This window comes from Pseudomonas sp. SP16.1 (assembly GCF_052682975.1).
Map to the genome: position 1 here is coordinate 1,249,174 of NZ_JBQYFZ010000001.1, position 20,656 is coordinate 1,269,829.

Sequence of the window (20,656 nt, forward strand, 5' to 3'; positions counted from 1 at the left end):
CTCCCCGTGAACCGGAAATAACCACAATGAACGCCACCCGAGTCGAGTTGCTCGACGAAGTCCGCCAGTTCCGCCAGGCCCACCCCGAGGTGCGCTTCGTCGACCTGATCTGCCTGGATATCCCCGGGCACTTCTACGGCAAGCGCTACCCCATCGAGATGCTGGAGAAGGTCGCCGCCGGCAGCGCCCTCAAGCTGCCGCAGAACTGCGTGCTGCTCGGCGCCCAGGGCGGGCTCTACGAGATCGGCGACTACTGCTTCCACGACGGCGACCCGGATGCGCCGCGGCGGCTGATCCCCGGCACGCTGAAACCGGTGAACTGGGAGCGCCAGCCGCTGGGGCAGATGCTGATCAGCTCCGACGGCACCGCGGCGCCCATCGAATTCGAGCCGCGCGAGGTGCTGGCGCGCGTGGTGCAGCGCCTGGCCGCGCGCGGCATCCGCCCGGTGGTGGCCTTCGAGCTGGAGTTCTACCTGTTCGACAAGGCGCTCAGGGACGGCCTGCCGCAGTTCCCGCGCGACGACCTGAGCGGCGATGCCGACGATCAGCCGAACATGCATATCGAGCGCCTCTCGCGCTTCGCCGAGGTGCTCGACGACATCACCGAGACCGCGCGCCTGCAGGGCATCGACGCCACGGTGATCACCGCCGAGCTGGGCCCGGGGCAGTTCGAGATCAACTTCGGCCACAACGCCGACGCGCTGCAGGCCGCCGACTGGTCGGCGCTGTTCTGCCGCCTGACCCGCGGCGTGGCGCTCAAGCACGGTCATCGCGCCAGCTTCATGGCCAAGCCCTATCTGCAGCATCCGGGCAGCGGCATGCACGTGCACGTCAGCCTGTACGACGAGGCCGGCGACAACCTGCTGGCGCGCGACGAGCAGCGTCCGCTGCGCCATGCCGTGGCCGGCTGCCTGCAACTGCTGCCGCAGCTGATGCCGATCTACGCGCCGAACCACAACAGCTACCGCCGCTTCGGCGCCATGGTCAATTCGGCCAGTAAGGCCAGCTGGGGTTTCGAGGACCGCGACGCCTGCGTGCGCATCCCCGAATCGGATGCGCGCAACCTGCGCCTGGAGTTCCGCCTGCCGGGCGCCGACGCCAACCCCTATCTGGTGCTGGCGGCGCTGCTCACCAGCATCGAACAGGGCCTCGATGCCAAGGCCGAGCCAATCGCACCGCTCAACGACGACCGCGCAAGCGGCGTGGATTTTCCCAAGGACATGCTCGAGGCGGTGCGCCGCATGCGCGCCAGTGAGCAGGTGAATGCCGGCCTCGGCGATGAGTTCGTCATGGTCTATTGCGAGAACAAACGCCAGGATCACCTGGCCTTCATGCACGACATCAACCCGCGCGAATACCGCTGGTACCTGTGATGTCACGGATAGAAGGAGGCGCCATGAACAACGCCGTAAACAACCCCAAGACCGCCCAGTGGCAGGCCCTGAGCCGCGCCCATCACCTGGCGCCGTTCAGCGACTACAGGCAGCTGGCCGAGAAGGGCCCGCGGATCATCACCGAGGCAAAGGGCGTGCACCTGTGGGACAGCGAGGGCAACAAGATCCTCGATGGCATGGCCGGGCTGTGGTGCGTGGCGGTGGGCTATGGCCGCGAGGAGCTGATCGAGGCGGCCAGCCGGCAGATGCGCCAGCTGCCGTTCTACAACACCTTCTTCCAGACCGCCCACCCGCCGGTGCTGGAGCTGGCCCAGGCCATCGCCGCGCTGGCCCCGGCCGGCATGAACCATGTGTTCTTCACCGGTTCGGGTTCCGAGGGCAACGACACCATGCTGCGCCTGGTGCGCCATTACTGGGCATGCCAGGGCAAGCCGGGCAAGAAGATCATCATCGGCCGCGACAACGGCTACCACGGCTCCACCGTGGCCGGCGCCAGCCTCGGCGGGATGAAGTTCATGCACGAGCAGGGCGACCTGCCGATCCCGGGCATCGCCCATATCCCGCAGCCGTACTGGTTCGGCGAGGGTGGCGACAAGTCGCCGGAAGAATTCGGCATCTGGGCCGCCGACCAGCTGGAGCAGAAGATTCTCGAGTTGGGCGAGGACAAGGTCGCCGCGTTCATCGCCGAGCCGATCCAGGGCGCCGGCGGCGTGATCATCCCGCCGGATTCCTACTGGCCGCGGATCAAAGAGATCCTGGCCAAGCACGACATCCTCTTCGTCGCCGACGAGGTGATCTGCGGCTTCGGCCGCACCGGGCAGTGGTTCGGCAGCCAGTACTACGACCTCAAGCCCGACCTGATGACCATCGCCAAGGGCCTGACCAGCGGCTACGTGCCGATGGGCGGGCTGATCGTCAGCGACAAGGTGTTCGACGTCATCGAGGCGCACGGCGACTTCAACCACGGCTTCACCTATTCCGGCCACCCGGTGGCGGCGGCGGTGGGCCTGGAGAACCTGCGCATTCTCAAGGAGGAGGGCATCGTCGAGCGGGTTCGGACGGAAACGGCACCCTATTTGCAAAGTCGTCTGCGCGAGCTGGCCGACCATCCGCTGGTGGGCGAGGTGCGCGGCCTGGGCATGCTCGGCGCGATCGAGCTGGTGCAGGACAAGGCCACGCGCAAGCGCTACCCGAATGAGGTGGGCGCGGGCATGGTCTGTCGCGGACACTGCTTTAATAACGGTCTGATCATGCGCGCCGTGGGCGACACCATGATCATCGCGCCGACTCTGGTGATCAGCCGCGCGGAAATCGACGAACTGGTGGAGAAAGCACGCAAGTGCCTGGACCTGACCTTGGAGCAGTTGCGTAGTCAGGCGTAAGGGCGGGCATCCTGTCGTTTGTGGTGCGACACCCTACGGGCCGCGATCTGGGCGCCGTAGGGTGCGCCGTGCGCACCAGCTATCCCCTCTGCATGCACCAGGCAACCTGCGCGCTGGTTGCTCGTGGTGCACCCTCAATCAAAGCTCTTCGTCATCGCGGATCAGCACGTAGTGACGGCCGCCTTCGTCGTCCCGGTGGTCGTAGACGTAATACATCAGCACCTCGCCCGGGCGTGGCTGGACAGCCAGGTAATCGCCGCTTTCGGCATTGAAGAACCCCTTGCTGCCCGGCTCGGCCAGGCATTCGATACGGGCGGTGACGAAGTTTTGCGGGTCTTCCTCGTCGAAGTAGTCCTCGCGCTGGCGCGCGTCCCATTCCTGCGGCGGCTCGAAGGCGCCGGTGAAGAGGACCTTGCCGTCGCCCAGGTCCAGCTCCTCGGCATCCGGGTCGCGCTCGTCCGGGCGGTACAGGCTGCAATCCTGGGCATCGGGGTGGGTCAGTACGTCCTGGCGCACGGGTATCTCCGGTCAAGTGTCGAGGCAGGGCGGCCAGTGTCGGGCAAAGCCCAGTCCGCCGCAATCGTCGCTAGAACCTGTTCAAAGTCTCGCGAGCTAGAGCCAGGCAATACCGATGGCGGCCCCGCAAAAACAGGCGAGGAACGATCGGAGTCGCGGGCGACTTTACGAGCTGCAAATGAGCATAACTCGCTTCGCTCGCCCCTCCGGGGCCGCACTGAAGTGCGTTGGCCGCAAGTAGCCTGCCGAGCCTGTTTTGACTCGCGTTGCTCGCCCTTCGGGCCAGCCTGCGGCTGTTACTCCCGCTGGTCGTTACAACGCAGGATGGCCGACGCGCAGCAGGCTTTGGGCAGGTTCTCACTGCAGGCTAAGGACCTCGCCCCTCTCCTGAATCCACTCGTCATGACTGGGCGCGGCCTGCTCGCCGCTCATGCGATGGATGATCTCGAAGTAGTGCTGCTTGAACGGATCGCGCATGATCTGCTCGCGCTTGCGCACCCGCACGGCGTAGATGCTCTGCAGGTTCTGGTGGTCGAAGGCGCGCCACTGCTGTGGGTCCTTGAGCAGCTGGTAGCGATGGTCCTCGAGCGCGGCGATCAGCTTCTCGCTGTCGGTGCTGGCGCTGCGCCGCACCGCATCGGCCCACTGGCGCACCACGGTATAGGCCGAGGCCGCGGTGCCGCCCGGGTATTCCTGGTGCGCCGCCAGGTAGCGCTCGACGAAGCGCAGGCCCTCGCCGCTGTTCTCCAGCTTGGGCACGTCCCAGGTCCAGGTCTCGGTGCCGATCACGTCTTCCATCACCAGCGGGCCGACCTGCTGCACCAGGCTCTTGGTCAGATTCGGCACTATCACCTGCACGCGCTGCTTCAGGCCCATGCTGTGCACCAGGCGCATGCTGCGCTGCAGGTTCTCGCCGAGCAGGGCCAGGACCAGGATGTCCGCCTCGCTGGCCGCGGCCTTGTCCAGCGCCGCCCGGTACTGCTCGCGACGCAGCGGGCCGCTGGGCAGGGCGCTGCGGCCGTGGCGCGCGCGGTCGCTGCTGCCGGTGGCCAGGCGCAGGGCCTGTTCGATGCTGCGCCCCCAGGCGTCGTCGATCAGGATGTAGTGGTAGCGCTGGCGCGGCAGGTGCCAGGCCAGGTACTCGCCGAGCACCCGTGCGCTCATCCAGGCGCTGCTCGATTCGCGAAACAGATAGCGCTGACCGGCCTGGCCGGTGACTTCGTTGGCGTAGCCCAGGGTGGCGAAATACAGCAGACCCAGCTCGCGGGCACGCTTGCCGGCGGCGATGGCCTCTTCGCTGGTGGCGCCGCCGAACACCATGCGTGCGCCCTGGCGGGCGAAGTGAGTGACGTTGGCGGCGGCCTGGCGCGCCTGCGAGTTGGTGTTCTCGCTGAGCAGTTCCAGGCGCTGGCCGAGCAGGCCGCCGCCGCGGTTGACTTGCTCCACTGCCAGCAAGGCGCCGCGACGCAGTTCCAGGCCTTCGTCCTTGTAGTTGCCGGTGCGCGGATAGTTCAGGCCGATCTTCAAGCTTTCGCCCTGTGCCTGGCCCAGCAGCCCGGTCAGTAGCAGTGCGATCAGAACGCGTCCCATGGACATTCTCCTTGCAGGTGGGGAGGTGCCTTTCTACGGTGCGTGCTGGCCGCTCGCCATGGGCTTTTGGTGGCGTCTGCCTGCTACTTGCGGTGGCCTGCGCGGGGCCGTCGAGGCCTGCGCCGAACGGCAGGTATTGCTACCAAGGAATGAGGAAAATCGGCTGGGGGTGCAATTGTTGGGGGGCGGGTGGCGGCGAAGAATTTGCGCCAGACCGGGAAAAATTCCCGGCAATAACAATGAACCCGCAGAGGTAGCCGCAATGAAACACTCCGGTCTTCGCCAGCCCTTGATCCTCACCGCGTTGTGCGCGGCGATGCTGATGCCATCCGCCGCCGCCCTGGCGGTCACCGACGCCGAGATTCTCAAGGACGCCACCACCACCGACCAGATCGTCACCAACGGCATTGGCCTGCAGGGCCAGCGCTACAGCCCGCTGAGCATCCTCAACGACAAGAACGTGAAAGAGCTGCGCCCGGTCTGGACCATGTCGTTCGGCGGCGAGAAGCAGCGCGGCCAGCAGGCTCAGCCGCTGATCAAGGACGGCGTGATGTACGTCACCGCCTCCTACTCGCGGGTATTCGCCGTCGATGCGCGCACCGGCCGCGAGCTGTGGCAGTACGAGGCGCGCCTGCCGGATGACATCCGTCCCTGCTGCGACGTGATCAACCGTGGCGTGGCGCTGTACGACGATCTGGTGATCTTCGGCACCCTCGACGCCAAGCTGGTGGCGCTGAACAAGGACACCGGCAAGGTGGTCTGGCGCAAGAGCGTGGCCGACCACAAGGCCGGCTACTCCATCACCGCGGCGCCGTTGGTGGTGGGCGGCAAGCTGATCACCGGGGTGTCCGGCGGCGAGTTCGGCGTGGTCGGCAAGATCGAGGCCTATAACCCGAAGAACGGCGAGCTGCTGTGGAGCCGCCCGACCGTGGAGGGCCACATGGGCTACGTCTACAAGGACGGTAAGGCCATCGAGAACGGCATCAGCGGCGGCGAAGCCGGCAAGACCTGGCCGGGCGACCTGTGGAAGACCGGCGGCGCCGCGCCCTGGCTGGGCGGCTACTACGATGCCGACACCAACCTGCTGTTCTTCGGCACCGGCAACCCGGCGCCGTGGAACTCGCACCTGCGCCCCGGCGACAACCTGTATTCCTCCTCGCGCCTGGCGCTCAACCCGGACGACGGCAGCATCAAGTGGCACTTCCAGACCACCCCGCACGACGGCTGGGACTTCGACGGCGTCAACGAGCTGATCTCCTTCGACTACCAGGAGGGTGGCAAGACCATCAAGGCCGCGGCCACCGCCGACCGTAACGGCTTCTTCTACGTGCTCGACCGCACCAACGGCAAGTTCATCCGCGGCTTCCCCTTCGTCGACAAGATCACCTGGGCCAAGGGCCTGGACAAGAACGGCCGGCCGATCTACGACGACAGCAACCGTCCGGGTTCGCCGAGTGCGGCCGAGAAGGGCAAGAGCGTGTTCGCCGCGCCGGCCTTCCTCGGCGCCAAGAACTGGATGCCCATGGCCTACAGCCAGGACACCGGCCTGTTCTACGTGCCCTCCAACGAGTGGGGCATGGACATCTGGAACGAAGACATCGCCTACAAGAAGGGCGCGGCCTACCTGGGCGCCGGCTTCACCATCAAGCCGCTCAACGAGGAATACATTGGCGTGCTGCGCGCCATCGATCCGAAGACCGGCAAGGAAGTCTGGCGCCACAAGAACTACGCGCCGCTGTGGGGCGGTGTGCTGACCACCAAGGGCAACCTGGTGTTCACCGGCAACCCGGAAGGCTTCCTGCAGGCGTTCAATGCCAAGACCGGTGAGAAGGTCTGGGAATTCCAGACCGGCTCGGGCGTGATCGGCTCGCCGGTGACCTGGGAGATGGACGGCGAGCAGTACGTCTCGGTGTTGTCCGGCTGGGGTGGCGCGGTACCGCTGTGGGGCGGCGAGGTGGCCAAGCGCGTCAAGCACCTGAACCAGGGCGGCATGCTGTGGACCTTCAAGCTGCCGAAGGAGCTGGTCGCCAAGCGCTGATCGGATAGTGCGTCGCACCATGGCCGGACTCTGTCCGGCCATGGTCGTTTCTACGCCCGGACGATTTTTCTTCTCGGCAGCGCAAGACCAGGCGAGCGGGTCTAGCCTTTAGTTTCCACGGCCCTGCCGCCCCGCTGCCAAAGGCCCGAAGCAGACCGCTCGCCGCTCTACTACCAAATGACGAGACGATCTGTGCCATGGGTGCATACCGCGGTCGCAAGGCCCTTCCTAAGATCGAACCATGACTCGCTTCCCCGATTGGCAGCGGGCTCCGACAACAAGAGAGGTCAGCATCATGATTTACGCGAAACCGGGTACTCCAGGCGCCGTCGTCACCCTCAAACCGCGCTACGGCAACTACATCAACGGCGAGTTCGTCGCCCCGCTCAGCGGCCAGTACTTCAGCAACACCAGCCCGGTCGATGCCTCGGTGATCGCTGAATTCCCCCGCTCCAACGCCGCTGACATCGACAGGGCGCTGGACGCCGCGCATGCCGCCGCCGACGCCTGGGGCCGCACCAGCGTGCAGGAGCGCTCGCACATCCTGCTGAAGATCGCCGACCGTATCGAAGCCAACCTCGAACTGCTCGCCGTGGCCGAGACCTGGGACAACGGCAAGGCCGTGCGCGAGACGCTGAACGCCGACGTGCCGCTGGCCGCCGACCACTTCCGCTACTTCGCCGGCTGCATCCGTGCCCAGGAAGGCAGCACCGCCGAGATCAACGACGGCACCGTGGCCTATCACTTCCATGAGCCGCTGGGCGTGGTCGGGCAGATCATCCCGTGGAACTTCCCGCTGCTGATGGCCGCCTGGAAGCTGGCTCCGGCGCTGGCCGCCGGCAACTGCATCGTGCTCAAGCCGGCCGAGCAGACCCCGCTGTCGATCACCCTGCTGATGGAAATCATCGGCGACCTGCTGCCGGCAGGCGTGCTCAACGTGGTCCAGGGCTTCGGCCGCGAGGCCGGTGAGGCGCTGGCCACCAGCAAGCGCATCGCCAAGATCGCCTTCACCGGCTCCACCCCGGTGGGCTCGCATATCCTCAAGTGCGCCGCCGAGAACATCATCCCGTCCACCGTCGAGCTGGGCGGCAAGTCGCCGAATATCTTCTTCGAAGACATCATGAACGCCGAGCCGGCCTTTATCGAGAAGGCCGCCGAAGGCCTGGTGCTGGGCTTCTTCAACCAGGGCGAGGTGTGCACCTGCCCGTCGCGCGCGCTGGTGCAGGAGACCATCTACGAGCCGTTCATGGTCGAGGTGATGAAGAAGATCAAGCAGATCAAGCGCGGCAACCCGCTGGACACCGAGACCATGGTCGGCGCCCAGGCCTCGCAGCAGCAATTCGACAAGATCCTTTCCTACCTGGAGATCGCCCAGCAGGAAGGCGCCCAGGTGCTGACCGGCGGCGCGGCGGAGAAGCTGGAGGGCGACCTTGCCAGCGGCTACTACATCCAGCCGACCCTACTCAAGGGCACCAACCAGATGCGCGTGTTCCAGGAGGAGATCTTCGGCCCGGTGATCGGCGTGACCACCTTCAAGGACGAGGCCGAGGCGCTGTCCATTGCCAACGACACCGAGTTCGGCCTCGGCGCCGGGGTGTGGAGCCGCGACATGAACGTCGCCTACCGCATGGGCCGGGCGATCAAGGCCGGCCGCGTCTGGACCAACTGCTACCACCTGTACCCGGCGCATGCCGCCTTCGGTGGCTACAAGAAATCCGGCGTCGGCCGCGAAACCCACAAGATGATGCTCGACCACTACCAGCAGACCAAGAACCTGCTGGTCAGCTACGACATCAATCCGCTGGGCTTCTTCTGAGTTCTGATGCATCCACAAAGCGGCGCGCTCGCTCCGGCGCGCCGCCCTTTGCACGGCGAGGAACCCTACCCGGGTGGACCTGCGGGCAGCCATGAGCCTGTACGGCAGCAGGCCCTTATCGCGACGCGGCTTCGGCCGCGTTTTTTATATTCGGCACAACCCAGTGCCGGCAGCGCTGCGCTGAAATCGCCGTCGAACCTTTTCCATCGACCATGCCCCAATATTGAAGGAATAGCCGGTACCTGGAGGGTGTCGCGGGTCTGCCTAGGCTGCGCGCAGCGCGACCGGGGACGGCCTCATGGCCATCCGCATGCATTTGGAAGGGAATCTGGGGCGCACGGCGCACCCCGCGGGCCGCGATCCGCTGGCCGTCGGGGGTTGTCCTGCGCTACCTACCAATGCCAGCCCGGTCTACTCCCAAAGTACCATTTGGCCACCTGCCCGGCGGGGGCTTAATGGAGTTGCCGGAATGCCCCGGCGCAATAACAAGAGGACCGCACCATGTGGACTAAACCCGCCTACACCGACCTGCGCATTGGCTTCGAAGTGACCATGTACTTCGCCAACCGCTGATCGACCTTGGCCCCGGTCCGTCCGGGGCATCCCATCGGTGACCTGCCATGCATATCCAGATTCTCGGCTCCGCCGCCGGCGGCGGCTTTCCCCAGTGGAACTGCAACTGTCGCAACTGCCGCGGCGTGCGCACCGGCAGCCTGCGCGCGCAGCCGCGTACGCAGTCGTCCATCGCCCTGTCCGACGACGGGCTGAACTGGCTCCTGTGCAACGCCTCGCCCGACATCCGCGCCCAGCTCGAGGCCTTCCCGGCCCTGCAGCCGGCGCGCAAGGTGCGTGACACGGCGATCGCCGGCATCGTCCTGCTCGACAGCCAGATCGACCACTGCACGGGCCTGTTGACCCTGCGCGAAGGCTGCCCGCACCAGGTCTGGTGCACCGAGATGGTCCATCAGGACCTGACCACGGGCTTTCCCCTGTTCAATATGCTCGGCCATTGGAACGGCGGCCTGCAGCACCGGCTGATCGAGCTGGATGCCGAACCCTTCGCCATCCCGGCCTGCCCGGGGCTGCGCCTCACCGCCATCGCCCTGCGCAGCAGCGCGCCGCCTTACTCGCCGCACCGTGGCAATCCGCATCCGGGCGACAACATTGGCCTGTTCGTCGAGGACCTGCGCACGGGCGGCACGCTGTTCTATGCCCCCGGCCTGGGTCAGGTGGACGAGCAACTGCTTAGCTGGATGCGCCGCGCCGATTGCCTGCTGGTGGACGGCACGCTGTGGCGCGACGACGAGATGCGCCAGTGCGAGGTCGGCGACAAGCTCGGCAGCGAGATGGGCCATCTGCCGCAGAGCGGTCCCGGTGGCATGCTCGAGGTGCTGGACGGCCTGCCGGCGCCGCGCAAGATCCTCATTCATATCAACAACACCAACCCGATTCTCGACCTGGACTCGCCCGAGCGCGCCGAGCTGGACCGCCGCGGAATCGAGGTCGCCTTCGACGGCATGAGCATCGCTTTGTAAGGTGCCCTGCGTGCGCCTTAAAGAACGCGGGTGCGCGCGGCGCACCCTACGCAACGCGTATCGGAGACCCTGATGAGCCAATCCGCCATGAGCCCCGCCGAGTTCGAGCAGGCGCTGCGCGCCAAGGGCGCCTACTACCATATCCACCACCCCTACCACCGGGCCATGTACGAAGGCCGCGCGACGCGCGAGCAGATCCAGGGCTGGGTGGCCAACCGCTTCTACTACCAGATCTGCATCCCGCTCAAGGACGCCGCGATCATGGCCAACTGCCCGGACCGGGAAACCCGTCGTGGCTGGATCCAGCGCATCCTCGACCACGACGGCGCACCCGGCGAGGAGGGCGGCATCGAGGCCTGGCTGCGCCTGGCCGAGGCGGTCGGCCTGGACCGCGAGCAGGTGCTGTCGCAGGAGCTGGTGCTGCCGGGGGTGCGCTTCGCCGTCGACGCCTACGTCAACTTCGCCCGCAGAGCGTGCTGGCAGGAGGCGGCCAGCAGTTCGCTGACCGAGCTGTTCGCCCCGACCATCCACCAGTCGCGCCTGGACGCCTGGCCGCAGCACTATCCCTGGATCGATGCGGCCGGCTACGACTACTTCCGCAATCGCCTGAGCCAGGCGCGCCGCGACGTCGAGCACGGCCTGCGCATCACCCTCGAGCACTACCGCACGGTCGAGGCTCAGCAGCGCATGCTGGATATCCTGCAGTTCAAGCTCGACGTGCTATGGAGCATGCTCGACGCCATGAGCATGGCCTACGAACTGCAGCGCCCGCCGTATCACACGGTGACCGCCGAGCGCGTCTGGCATCGGGGGATCGCGCTATGAGCATCAGTATGTCGGTGCGCACCGCGCACCCTATGGCTGCTGCGTCCCAGGTAGGGTGCGCCGCGCGCACCGTGACGGAGCCCAAATCATGACCTCACCCATCCTGCCCAATGTCCCCGCCATCCGCCGCGGCTTCCGCCTGCAGTTCGAGCCGGCGCAGGGCTGCCACGTGTTGCTCTACCCGGAAGGCATGATCAAACTCAATGACAGCGCCGGCGAGATTCTCCAGCAGGTCGACGGCAAGCGCTCGGTGGCCGAGATCATCGACAGTCTGCACCAGCGCTTCCCCGATGTACCCGGCATCGACGAGGACATCCTGGCCTTTATCGAGGTGGCCCATGCCCAGTTCTGGATCGAGCTTCGCTAAACCGGGCGTGCAGGTCGGCCCGCCCTTGTGGCTGTTGGCCGAGCTGACCTACCGCTGTCCGCTGCAGTGTCCTTACTGTTCCAACCCGCTGGATTTCTCCCAGCAGGGGGCGGAGCTCAGCACCGGCGAATGGATCGAGGTGTTTCGCCAGGCGCGCGAGCTGGGCGCGGCGCAGCTGGGCTTCTCCGGCGGCGAGCCGCTGGTGCGCCAGGACCTGGCCGAGCTGATCGCGGCGGCGCGCGGCCTGGGCTACTACACCAACCTGATCACTTCCGGCATCGGCCTGACCGAAGCGCGCATCGCCGAGTTCGCCGAGGCAGGGCTGGACCATATCCAGATCAGCTTCCAGGCCGCCGACGAGGAGGTGAACAACCTGTTGGCCGGCTCGAAGAAGGCCTTCGCCCAGAAGCTGGCCATGGCCCGCGCGGTCAAGGCGCATGGCTATCCGATGGTGCTCAACTTCGTCACCCACCGGCACAACATCGACAATATCGAGCGCATCATCGAGCTGTGCCTGGAACTGGAGGCGGACTTCGTCGAGCTCGCCACCTGCCAGTTCTACGGCTGGGCCGAACTCAACCGTGCCGGCCTGTTGCCGACCCGCGCCCAGCTCGAGCACGCCGAGCGCATCACCAACCTCTGGCGCGACAAGCTGGCCGCCGAGAACCACCCGTGCAAGCTGATCTTCGTCACCCCCGACTACTACGAGGAGCGCCCCAAGGCCTGCATGAACGGCTGGGGCAACCTGTTCCTCGACATCACCCCGGACGGTACCGCGTTGCCTTGCCACAGCGCGCGGCAGTTGCCGGTGCAGTTTCCCAGCGTGCGCGAACACAGCATCGAGCACATCTGGCGGCACTCCTTCGGTTTCAACCGCTTTCGCGGCGACGACTGGATGCCCGAACCCTGCCGCTCGTGTGACGAGAAGGCGCGCGACTTCGGCGGCTGCCGCTGCCAGGCCTTTATGCTCACAGGGGACGCCAGCAACGCCGACCCGGTGTGCAGCAAGTCGGCGCATCACGACGTGATACTCGCAGCCCGCCGGCAGGCCGAGGACGCGCCGCTGGCGCTGGACGAGCTGCAGTACCGCAACGAGAAAGCCTCGCGAATCATATGCAAGGCCTGACCGACCCGGATTCGATCTGGAGCGCTGAACAGGCTGCGGCCGCTAGCGTCGACTTCGCCGAGCTTCACGCCGTCCATGGCGGCCTGCTGTGGGTGGCTTTCGATCCGCTGCGGGCGCGCTGCGGGCTGTTCTTCTGGCGTGACGGCGTCGCCATCGAGCTGACCCCGCCGGGGTTTTCCGTGGGCAGTCGCGTCTACGAATACGGCGGCGGCGCCTGCTGCGCCACCGAGCAGGGCGTGGCCTTCGTCAATGACAGCGATCAGCAGGTCTATCTCATCGATATCGGGGGGGGCGGTGGTGCGCATGGCCTGGGCGGCCCCGCGTCACCCTACGTCATCACCGATGAGCCTCACTGCCGTTATGGCGATCTGTCCTTCGTCCCCGCCTGGCAGGCGCTGCTGGCGGTGGAGGAGAGCCATGCAGCCGGCGCGGTGGTGCATCGCCTGGTGCGTATCGGTCTCGATGGCCAGCGCCAGGTACTGGTCGAGGGCGCGGACTTCTATGCCGCGCCGGTGGCCTGCGCCGACGGCCGGCGCCTGGCCTGGATCGAGTGGGATCGCCCCGACCAGCCCTGGGTCGCTACGCGCCTGTGCCAGCGCGAGTCGGGCAAGCCTACCCGGGTGTTGGCCGGGCAGGGGCGCGATCAGGCCCTGCAGCAGCCGCGCTTCGATCCCCAGGGCAGGCTGTGGGTACTGAGCGACGAGGCCGGGTGGTGGCAGCCCTGGTGTGTCGATAGCGCCGCGCAACCCCAGGGCGCGCCCCATGATCATGCAGCCGCGCCCTGGCAGCTGGGTGGCCGTACCTATCTGCCACTCGGGGATGGCGAGATGCTGCTGACCCGTTTCGAGCAGGGCGTCGGCGTGCTGGTAGGGTGTCGCGAGGCCGCCCAGGCCGCGCGCTCCAATTCTTTGGATGCCGATACTGCTGGTGCGCACGGCGCACCCTACGGAACAGCAAGCACGGCGCGGCGTCTCGCGGAGCACTTCACCCGCTTCCGCTCCCTGACCGCCGATGCCGGGCACTTCTACTGCATCGCCGCCGCGCCGGATCGTTTGCCGGCTGTGCTGGCGATCGGTAGGGACGATGGCGCGGTCAAGGTGCTGGCCGGCGGCGAGGCGCCGCTGAGCGAGAAGCATCTGGCCCGGCCGCAGCCATTTACCTGCGCGGTGGGCGAGGGCGAGCGCTGCCATGGTTTTTTCTATGCGCCGATTGATGACTCCGAGCGTCCGCCGCTGGTGATCTTCCTGCATGGCGGCCCCACCTCGGCCTGCTATCCCGTGTTCGATCCGCGCATCGCCTTCTGGACGCTGCGCGGCTACGCCGTGCTCGATCTAAACTACCGCGGCAGCAGCGGCTATGGTCGTGCCTACCGGCTGCGTCTAGAAGGACAGTGGGGCGAGCTGGAGGTGGCGGATATCCGCGTCGCCATTGAGGCCCTGGCCGGCGAGGGGCGGATCGATCCGCAGCGGGTTTTCGTCCGCGGCGCCAGCGCCGGCGGCTACAGCGCCCTGCGCGCCCTGGCCGAGATTCCGGAGCTGCGCGGCGGCGCCAGTCTCTATGGCGTCAGCGACCCGCTGGCGCTGCGCCGGGTCACCCACAAGTTCGAGGCCGACTACCTGGACTGGCTGATCGGCGACCCAGGGCGCGACGCCGAACGCTACCGGGCGCGCACGCCCGTGCTGCAGGCCGGGCGTATCGCCGCGCCGGTGATCTTCTTCCAGGGCGCGCTGGATGCGGTGGTGGTGCCGAGCCAGACCGAGGCCATGGTGGCGGCGCTGCGCGCGCGTGGCGTGCCGGTCGAGTACCGCCTGTTCGCCGGCGAACGCCATGGATTTCGCCAGGCGGCGAATCTGGCGCAGGCGCTGCGCGGCGAATGGAACTTCTACCAGCGTCTACGCTAGCCACAGGTTGCATTGCATTGGCCGAGCAATGCAGTAGGCTGGACGCCATCCCATAACAACAAGATCAGGCCGTTGTATGAGCCACGATTTGAGTCAACTGCGTAAATTCGTCTCCCCGGAGATCATCTTCGGCGCCGGCTCCCGGCATAACGTCGGCAACTACGCCAAGACCTTCGGCGCGCGCAAGGTGCTGGTGGTGTCCGATCCCGGCGTGGTCGCCGCCGGCTGGACCGCCGATGTCGAGGCGAGCCTGCAGGCCCAGGGCATCGCCTACAGCCTGTACACCCGGGTCTCGCCGAACCCGCGGGCCGAGGAGGTGATGCAGGGCGCCGAGGTCTATCGCAGCGAGGGCTGCAACGTGATAGTCGCGGTCGGCGGCGGCAGCCCGATGGACTGCGCCAAGGGCATCGGCATCGTCGTCGCCCACGGTCGCAGCATCCTCGAATTCGAGGGGGTGGACACCATCCGCGTGCCCAGCCCGCCGCTGATCCTGATCCCGACCACCGCCGGCACCTCGGCCGATGTGTCGCAGTTCGTGATCATCTCCAACCAGCAGGAACGGATGAAGTTCTCCATCGTCAGCAAGGCGGTGGTGCCGGACGTGTCGCTGATCGACCCGGAAACCACCCTGAGCATGGACCCGTTCCTCAGTGCCTGTACCGGCATCGACGCGCTGGTGCACGCCATCGAGGCGTTCGTCTCCACCGGCCACGGCCCGCTCACCGACCCCCATGCGTTGGAGGCCATGCGCCTGATCAACGGCAACCTGGTGCAGATGATCGCCAACCCGGCCGATATTGCCCTGCGCGAGAAGATCATGCTCGGCAGCATGCAGGCCGGCCTGGCTTTCTCCAACGCCATCCTCGGCGCGGTGCACGCCATGAGCCACAGTCTCGGTGGCTTCCTCGACCTGCCGCACGGCCTGTGCAATGCGGTGCTGGTCGAGCACGTGGTGGCGTTCAACTACAGCGCCGCGCCGGAGCGTTTCAAGGTGATCGCCGAGACCCTCGGTATCGACTGCCGCGGCCTGAACCACGCACAGATCCGCCAGCGTCTGGTCGAGCACCTGATCGCCTTCAAACGGGCTGTGGGGTTCCACGAAACGCTGGGCCTGCACGGTGTCGGCAGCTCCGACATTCCCTTCCTGTCGAGCCATGCGATGGACGATCCGTGCATCCTCACCAATCCGCGCGAGTCGACCCAGCGCGATGTCGAGGTGGTCTATGGCGAGGCGCTCTGACGAGGCCCTGACCGGACTGCTGGGGCTCGGCAGCCAGTCGGCGCGCAAGAGTCACTATCCCGAGCTGCTGGCGCGCCTGGAGGAGCTGGAAACCGAGCGTAACCGCTACAAATGGCTGTTCGAACACGCCGTGCACGGCATCTTCCAGGCCAGCCTGACCCAGGGCGTGCTGGCGGCCAACCCGGCCATGGCGCGCATGCTCGGCTACGACGATCCGCAGCAGGTGCTCTGGTCGCTGGGCGATCTGGCGCGTCAGCTGTTCGTCGGCGGCTTCGACGAACTGGCGCGGATTCGCGAGCAGCTGGGCCGCGGCGCTGGTCTGGTCGGCTACGAGACCCAGTTGCGCCGGCGGGACGGTAGTGTCATCGACGTACTGATGAACCTGTTGCTCAAGCCCGAAGGCGAGGGGCTGTTCGAGGGCTTCGTCGCCGACATCACCGAGCGCAAGCAGGCCCAGCAGCGCCTGCAACAGCTCAACGACGAGCTGGAGCGGCGAGTGGCCGCGCGCACCTACGAACTGCTCGAGTCCAACCGCAACCTGCAGCGCCAGATCGTCGAGCGCGAGCGCATCGAGCAGGCCCTGCGCGAGGCGCGCGACGCCGCCGAGGCCGCCAACCGCAGCAAGGACAAGTACCTCGCGGCCGCCAGCCACGACCTGCTGCAGCCGCTCAACGCCGCGCGGCTGCTGATCTCCACCCTACGCGAGCGGCAGTTGCCGAGCGCTGAGCACAACCTGGTCGAGCGCAGCCACCTGGCGCTGGAGGGCGCCGAAGACCTGCTCACCGACCTGCTGGACATCTCCAAGCTGGACCAGGCGGCGATCAAGCCGGATCTCGACGTCTATCGCCTGGAGGAGCTGCTGGCGCCACTGGCCTCGGAATTCGACGGCGTCGCCGTGGCCCGCGGCCTGCGCCTGCGCGTGCGCATCGTCGACTGCGCGGTGCACACCGATTTTCGTCTGCTCACGCGCATCCTGCGCAATTTCCTCAGCAATGCCTGCCGTTACACCGAGACCGGCGGTGTGCTGCTCGGCGCGCGACGGCGCGGCCAGTATCTGGACTTGCAGGTATGGGACAGCGGGCGCGGCATCGCCGCCGACCAGCTGGACAAGATCTTTCTCGAGTTCAATCAACTGGACGTGGGTCGCGCCACCGAGCGCAAGGGCGTCGGTCTCGGCCTGGCCATAGTCGAGCGTATCGCCCGCATGCTCGGCTATCCGGTGCGGGTCAGTTCGCAGCCCGGGCGCGGTTCGCTGTTCAGCATCCGCGTGCCGCTCGCCGCACAACAGCCCCGGCGCCTGGCGCAACCGACGCCGCTGCAGGCGCTCGGCGACCCGCTGCCGGGGCGGCGCCTGCTGGTGATCGACAACGAAGAGGCGATCCTGCACAGCATGGCCGCGCTGCTCGGTCAGTGGGGCTGCGAGGTGGTTACCGCGCTGGATCTGCCCGAAGCGCTGCAGCGCCTGCAGGGCCGGGCACCGGAGGTGATACTGGCGGATTTCCACCTCGACGACGGCGTGCTCGGCTGCCAGGTGATCCAGCAATTGCGCGAGGCGTTCGCCAGGCCGATTCCGGCGTTGATCATCAGCGCCGATCGTAGCGACGCCTGTCGCCGCGAGCTGCAGGCCCTGGGCGCGCCGCTGCTGAACAAGCCGGTCAAGCCGGGCAAGCTGCGCGCTGTGCTGAGCCAGTTGCTGCAGGATTCGTGAACGAGCTCACGAGCGCATTGTGAACCTGAGCGGCGACTATGCTGTCTACTGGCTACCTTGTCGTCTCAGGAGATAACCACAATGACAATGTCCATGCATCCCACCATGCGCCGCCTGGCGGCTATCACCGCGCTATTCCACCTGCTGCTGGTGGTGCAGATACCCGCTGCCAACGCGGCGATGATCGGCACCCCGGAGATACTCGCTGAACGGCAGCACCAGGTCGATCAGGAGCAATTGATGGCCATGCTCGACGATGAGCAGGTCAAGGAAAAGCTGGTGGCCATGGGCGTCGACCGTGAGCAGGTCGAGTCGCGTATCGCCAGCCTGACCCCGGCCGAACTGGCGCAGTTCAACCAGCAGCTCGATCAGGCCCCGGCCGGTGCCGGTGTGGTCGGCATCATCGTGCTGTTCCTGGTGATCTTCATCATCACTGATATGCTGTGCGCCACCAACATCTTCAGTTTCATCAAATGCATCAATCGCTGATTCGTCTTTGCTGTATCGCCGTTATCGCTCTACTCGCTGCATGTGCTCGCTCTCCGGTGCTTTCGCCGGAGGCCGAGCGCTTGCCTGAACGGGTGGAGCTGAGCGACGTTCCCTTCTTCGCCCAGGATGCTTACCAGTGCGGCCCGGCCGCGCTGGCGACGCTGCTCAACCAGCGCGGGCTGTCGACCACCCCCGGCACCCTCAAGGACAAGGTCTACATCCCCGGCCGCGAAGGCAGCCTGCAGGTGGAGATGGTCGCGGCGGCGCGCGCGCAGGACATGCTGGTGTATCCGCTGCAACCGCGTCTCGAGGCGGTGCTGGCCGAGGTCGCCGCCGGCAATCCGGTGCTGGTGCTGCAGAACCTGGCATTCGACTGGTATCCGCAGTGGCACTTCGCGGTGGTGGTCGGCTACGACCGGCGCGAACGCACCCTGATTCTGCGCTCCGGGACCACGCGGCGTCTGCTTGATGACTTCGCCAGTTTCGACCAGAGCTGGGCGCGGGGCGGTCGTTGGGCCGTAGTGACGTTGCCGCCGGACAAGCTGCCGGCGCAGGCCGACACGCGCACCTGGCTCAAGGCCGCCAGCGATCTGGAGCAGACCGGACGCAAGACGGCGGCGCAGCGCGCCTATCGCCGCGCCACCCAGACCTGGCCGGAGCAGGCCCTGACTTGGTTCGCCCTGGCCAACAGTCGTTATGCCGATGGTGACCTTGGAGGCGCCGAGCAGGCGCTGCGGGCCAGCGTCCAGCGTGAGCCGGATTTCGCCGCCGGCTGGTTCAACCTGGCGCAACTGCTCGGCGAGCAGGGCTGCGCGCAGACGGCGGAGCAGGCGCAGGCCTGCGCCCGGCGCCTGGCGCCGGAGGATGCGCGCTTCGCCACTCCGCTGAAGGCGAGCGCCGCGGCGGGGCAGTGCCAGGCCTTGCCCGTCTGTCCCTGAGGCAAACGAAAAAACGGCGCCCGAGGTCGCCGTTCTTCGTTTCTGGTATGGGTTACACGCCGAGTCTGTCACGCAGCGTGTAGTACCAGGCGCCTATGGCGCTGAAGGGTACCTGAAACATCCGCCCGCCGGGGAAGGGGTAGTGCGGCAGGTCGGCGAAGGCATCGAAGCGTTCGGCCTGGCCCCGTAGCGCCTCGGCCAGCACCTTGCCGGCCAGGTGGGTGTAGGTCACGCCATGGCCGCTGCAGCCCTGGGAGTAGTAGATGTTATCGCCGAGGCGGCCGACCTGCGGCAGACGCGACAGGGTCAGCAGGAAGTTGCCGGTCCAGGCGAAGTCGATCTTCACATCCTTGAGCTGCGGGAAGGTCTTGAGCATCTTCGGCCGGATGATCGCCTCGATATTGGCCGGGTCGCGCGCGCCATAGACCACGCCGCCGCCGAAGATCAGGCGTTTGTCACCGGAGAGACGGTAGTAGTCGAGCAGGTAGTTGCAGTCCTCGACGCAGTAATCCTGCGGCAGCAGGCTGGCGGCCAGTTCGTCGGACAGCGGCTCGGTGGTGATCACCTGGGTGCCGCAAGGCATCGACTTGGCCGACAGCTCCGGCATCAGGTTGCCGAGGTAGGCGTTGCCGGCGACCACCACGAACTTGGCCTTGATCCGCCCCTCGGGGGTGTGCACCACCGGGCTCGCACCGCGGTCGATGCGGGTGGCCGGGGACTGCTCATAGATCACCCCGCCGAGCGACTCCACCGCGGCGGCCTCGCCCAGGGCCAGGTTCAGCGGATGGATATGGCCGCCGCTCATGTCGAGCATGCCGCCGACATAGTTGTCGGTGGCCACCACCTCGCGAATGCGCCCCGCGTCCATCAGTTCCAGCTGGGTATGGCCGTAGCGCTCCCACAGCTTCTTCTGCGCTTCCAGGTGACCCATCTGCTTGTCGGTGAGCGCGGCGAACACGCCGCCGTCCTTCAGGTCGCACTGGATGTCGTACTTCTTGATGCGTTCACGGATGATGCGGCCGCCCTCGAAGGCCATCTGCCCGAGCAGTTGCGCCTGCTTGGGGCCGACGCTGCGCTCGATCACGTCGATGTCGCGGCTGTAGCTGTTGACGATCTGCCCGCCGTTGCGCCCGGAGGCACCGAAGCCGACCTTGGCCGCCTCGACGATGCTCACCTTGAAGCCGTTCTCCAGCAGGAACAGGGCGGTGGACAGACCGGTGTAACCGGCGCCGACGATGCAGACATCCGTCTCCACCTCGCCCTGCAGGGCAGGGCGCTGGGGGACGGGGTTGGCAGAAGCGGCGTAGTAGGATTGTGGGTATGCCGTGTGCGCCATTTTGAACCTCTGTTCTTTATTTTTTACGAATGAGCCGATCCTACCCGAGTTGAAAATGCCCGGCTAGTGCCTGTGCAAAATATTCAACGAGCCTGGGTGAAATAAAAAATTTGGCCTATTTCAGTGAGTTAGCGAAAAAACCTGTTGACGGCCAAAAACTTATGCGTAGAATGCGCACCCATCGAAGGCACATAGCTCAGTTGGTTAGAGCACCACCTTGACATGGTGGGGGTCGTTGGTTCGAGTCCAATTGTGCCTACCAAATCGATAAAAAGGGGTCGTTGATACGACCCCTTTTTTGTTGTCCGTCATTCGTGGCGGCAAGCTTTCGGGAATTCCGCCCGGATATTGTCGGTGGCTGCTTGTCAGGGTTCAGGCTTTCTGAAAGCATCCGCACTCTTTACTTCCAGTGACTCTGGTTCGGTTCTGGTTGGCCCTTGGGGCTCCTGCCATCG

Annotated in this window: 17 protein-coding genes and 1 tRNA gene; 15 read left to right on the plus strand and 3 right to left on the minus strand. The window is 66.3% G+C overall.

Features of this window, described 5'->3' with window-relative positions; genetic code table 11:
• Positions 1-26: 26 nt before the first annotated feature.
• Together ACUTAF_RS06125 and ACUTAF_RS06130 are read left to right on the plus strand one after the other, a co-directional pair.
• Complete coding sequence (locus ACUTAF_RS06125; RefSeq protein ID WP_445579142.1) at positions 27-1,373, plus strand: glutamine synthetase family protein; 1,347 nt, start codon at positions 27-29, stop codon at positions 1,371-1,373.
• 23 nt (positions 1,374-1,396) lie between these two features.
• A complete protein-coding gene (locus ACUTAF_RS06130; protein WP_445579143.1) occupies positions 1,397-2,776 on the plus strand; it encodes an aspartate aminotransferase family protein in 1,380 nt (459 codons plus the stop codon).
• Between the two features lie 138 nt (positions 2,777-2,914).
• On the opposite strand, the gene ACUTAF_RS06135 is transcribed toward ACUTAF_RS06130, so the two are convergent.
• Together ACUTAF_RS06135 and ACUTAF_RS06140 are read right to left on the minus strand one after the other, a co-directional pair.
• Positions 2,915-3,292, minus strand: coding sequence for a hypothetical protein (locus tag ACUTAF_RS06135; RefSeq protein ID WP_445579144.1), 378 nt, complete (start codon positions 3,290-3,292; stop codon positions 2,915-2,917).
• Between the two features lie 357 nt (positions 3,293-3,649).
• Entirely contained in the window at positions 3,650-4,882 is a 1,233-nt protein-coding gene (locus tag ACUTAF_RS06140; protein ID WP_445579145.1) for an ABC transporter substrate-binding protein, read from the minus strand.
• Positions 4,883-5,144: 262 nt separating this feature from the next.
• Here ACUTAF_RS06140 and ACUTAF_RS06145 point away from each other — a divergent pair, with 262 nt between their 5' ends.
• The 12 genes from ACUTAF_RS06145 to ACUTAF_RS06200 all read left to right on the plus strand — a co-directional run bounded on the left by ACUTAF_RS06145 (position 5,145) and on the right by ACUTAF_RS06200 (position 18,865).
• A complete protein-coding gene (locus ACUTAF_RS06145; protein ID WP_445579146.1) occupies positions 5,145-6,920 on the plus strand; it encodes a methanol/ethanol family PQQ-dependent dehydrogenase in 1,776 nt (591 codons plus the stop codon).
• Positions 6,921-7,215: 295 nt separating this feature from the next.
• The gene (gene exaC / locus ACUTAF_RS06150) at positions 7,216-8,736 is read left to right on the plus strand and encodes an acetaldehyde dehydrogenase ExaC (RefSeq protein ID WP_445579147.1); all 1,521 of its coding nucleotides are present in this window, start codon (positions 7,216-7,218) and stop codon (positions 8,734-8,736) included.
• A 501-nt stretch (positions 8,737-9,237) separates the two neighbouring features.
• Positions 9,238-9,309: a pyrroloquinoline quinone precursor peptide PqqA gene (pqqA, locus tag ACUTAF_RS06155; RefSeq protein ID WP_003243383.1), complete on the plus strand. Its 72-nt coding sequence runs from the start codon at positions 9,238-9,240 to the stop codon at positions 9,307-9,309.
• 47 nt (positions 9,310-9,356) lie between these two features.
• On the plus strand, positions 9,357-10,271 hold the full coding sequence (pqqB, locus tag ACUTAF_RS06160) for a pyrroloquinoline quinone biosynthesis protein PqqB (protein ID WP_445579148.1): 915 nt from the start codon (positions 9,357-9,359) through the stop codon (positions 10,269-10,271).
• A gap of 72 nt (positions 10,272-10,343) precedes the next feature.
• Positions 10,344-11,096, plus strand: coding sequence for a pyrroloquinoline-quinone synthase PqqC (pqqC, locus tag ACUTAF_RS06165; protein WP_445579149.1), 753 nt, complete (start codon positions 10,344-10,346; stop codon positions 11,094-11,096).
• 88 nt (positions 11,097-11,184) lie between these two features.
• Positions 11,185-11,463: a pyrroloquinoline quinone biosynthesis peptide chaperone PqqD gene (gene pqqD, locus ACUTAF_RS06170; RefSeq protein ID WP_445579150.1), complete on the plus strand. Its 279-nt coding sequence runs from the start codon at positions 11,185-11,187 to the stop codon at positions 11,461-11,463.
• On the plus strand, positions 11,435-12,589 hold the full coding sequence (gene pqqE, locus ACUTAF_RS06175) for a pyrroloquinoline quinone biosynthesis protein PqqE (protein WP_445579151.1): 1,155 nt from the start codon (positions 11,435-11,437) through the stop codon (positions 12,587-12,589). The genes pqqD and pqqE overlap by 29 nt, the downstream gene beginning before the upstream one ends.
• Complete coding sequence (locus ACUTAF_RS06180) at positions 12,577-14,490, plus strand: alpha/beta hydrolase family protein (protein ID WP_445579152.1); 1,914 nt, start codon at positions 12,577-12,579, stop codon at positions 14,488-14,490. Before pqqE ends, ACUTAF_RS06180 begins: the two co-directional genes overlap by 13 nt.
• Positions 14,491-14,566: 76 nt before the next feature.
• Positions 14,567-15,730 carry an alcohol dehydrogenase-like regulatory protein ErcA gene (gene ercA, locus ACUTAF_RS06185; RefSeq protein WP_445579153.1) on the plus strand — a complete coding sequence of 388 codons (1,164 nt, stop codon included), beginning with the start codon at positions 14,567-14,569 and terminating at the stop codon, positions 15,728-15,730.
• Positions 15,714-17,438: a hybrid sensor histidine kinase/response regulator gene (locus ACUTAF_RS06190; RefSeq protein WP_445579154.1), complete on the plus strand. Its 1,725-nt coding sequence runs from the start codon at positions 15,714-15,716 to the stop codon at positions 17,436-17,438. The genes ercA and ACUTAF_RS06190 overlap by 17 nt, the downstream gene beginning before the upstream one ends.
• Positions 17,439-17,519: 81 nt before the next feature.
• Complete coding sequence (locus tag ACUTAF_RS06195) at positions 17,520-17,927, plus strand: PA2779 family protein (RefSeq protein ID WP_445579155.1); 408 nt, start codon at positions 17,520-17,522, stop codon at positions 17,925-17,927.
• Positions 17,912-18,865 (plus strand): PA2778 family cysteine peptidase, encoded by a 954-nt coding sequence (locus tag ACUTAF_RS06200; RefSeq protein ID WP_445579156.1) that lies wholly within the window; start codon positions 17,912-17,914, stop codon positions 18,863-18,865. The genes ACUTAF_RS06195 and ACUTAF_RS06200 overlap by 16 nt, the downstream gene beginning before the upstream one ends.
• A gap of 52 nt (positions 18,866-18,917) precedes the next feature.
• Here ACUTAF_RS06200 and ACUTAF_RS06205 read toward each other — a convergent pair whose 3' ends face one another.
• A complete protein-coding gene (locus ACUTAF_RS06205) occupies positions 18,918-20,201 on the minus strand; it encodes an NAD(P)/FAD-dependent oxidoreductase (RefSeq protein ID WP_445579157.1) in 1,284 nt (427 codons plus the stop codon).
• 185 nt (positions 20,202-20,386) lie between these two features.
• Between ACUTAF_RS06205 and ACUTAF_RS06210 the strand changes: the two genes are divergently transcribed.
• Positions 20,387-20,463, plus strand: a tRNA-Val gene (locus ACUTAF_RS06210).
• Positions 20,464-20,656 lie beyond the last annotated feature (193 nt).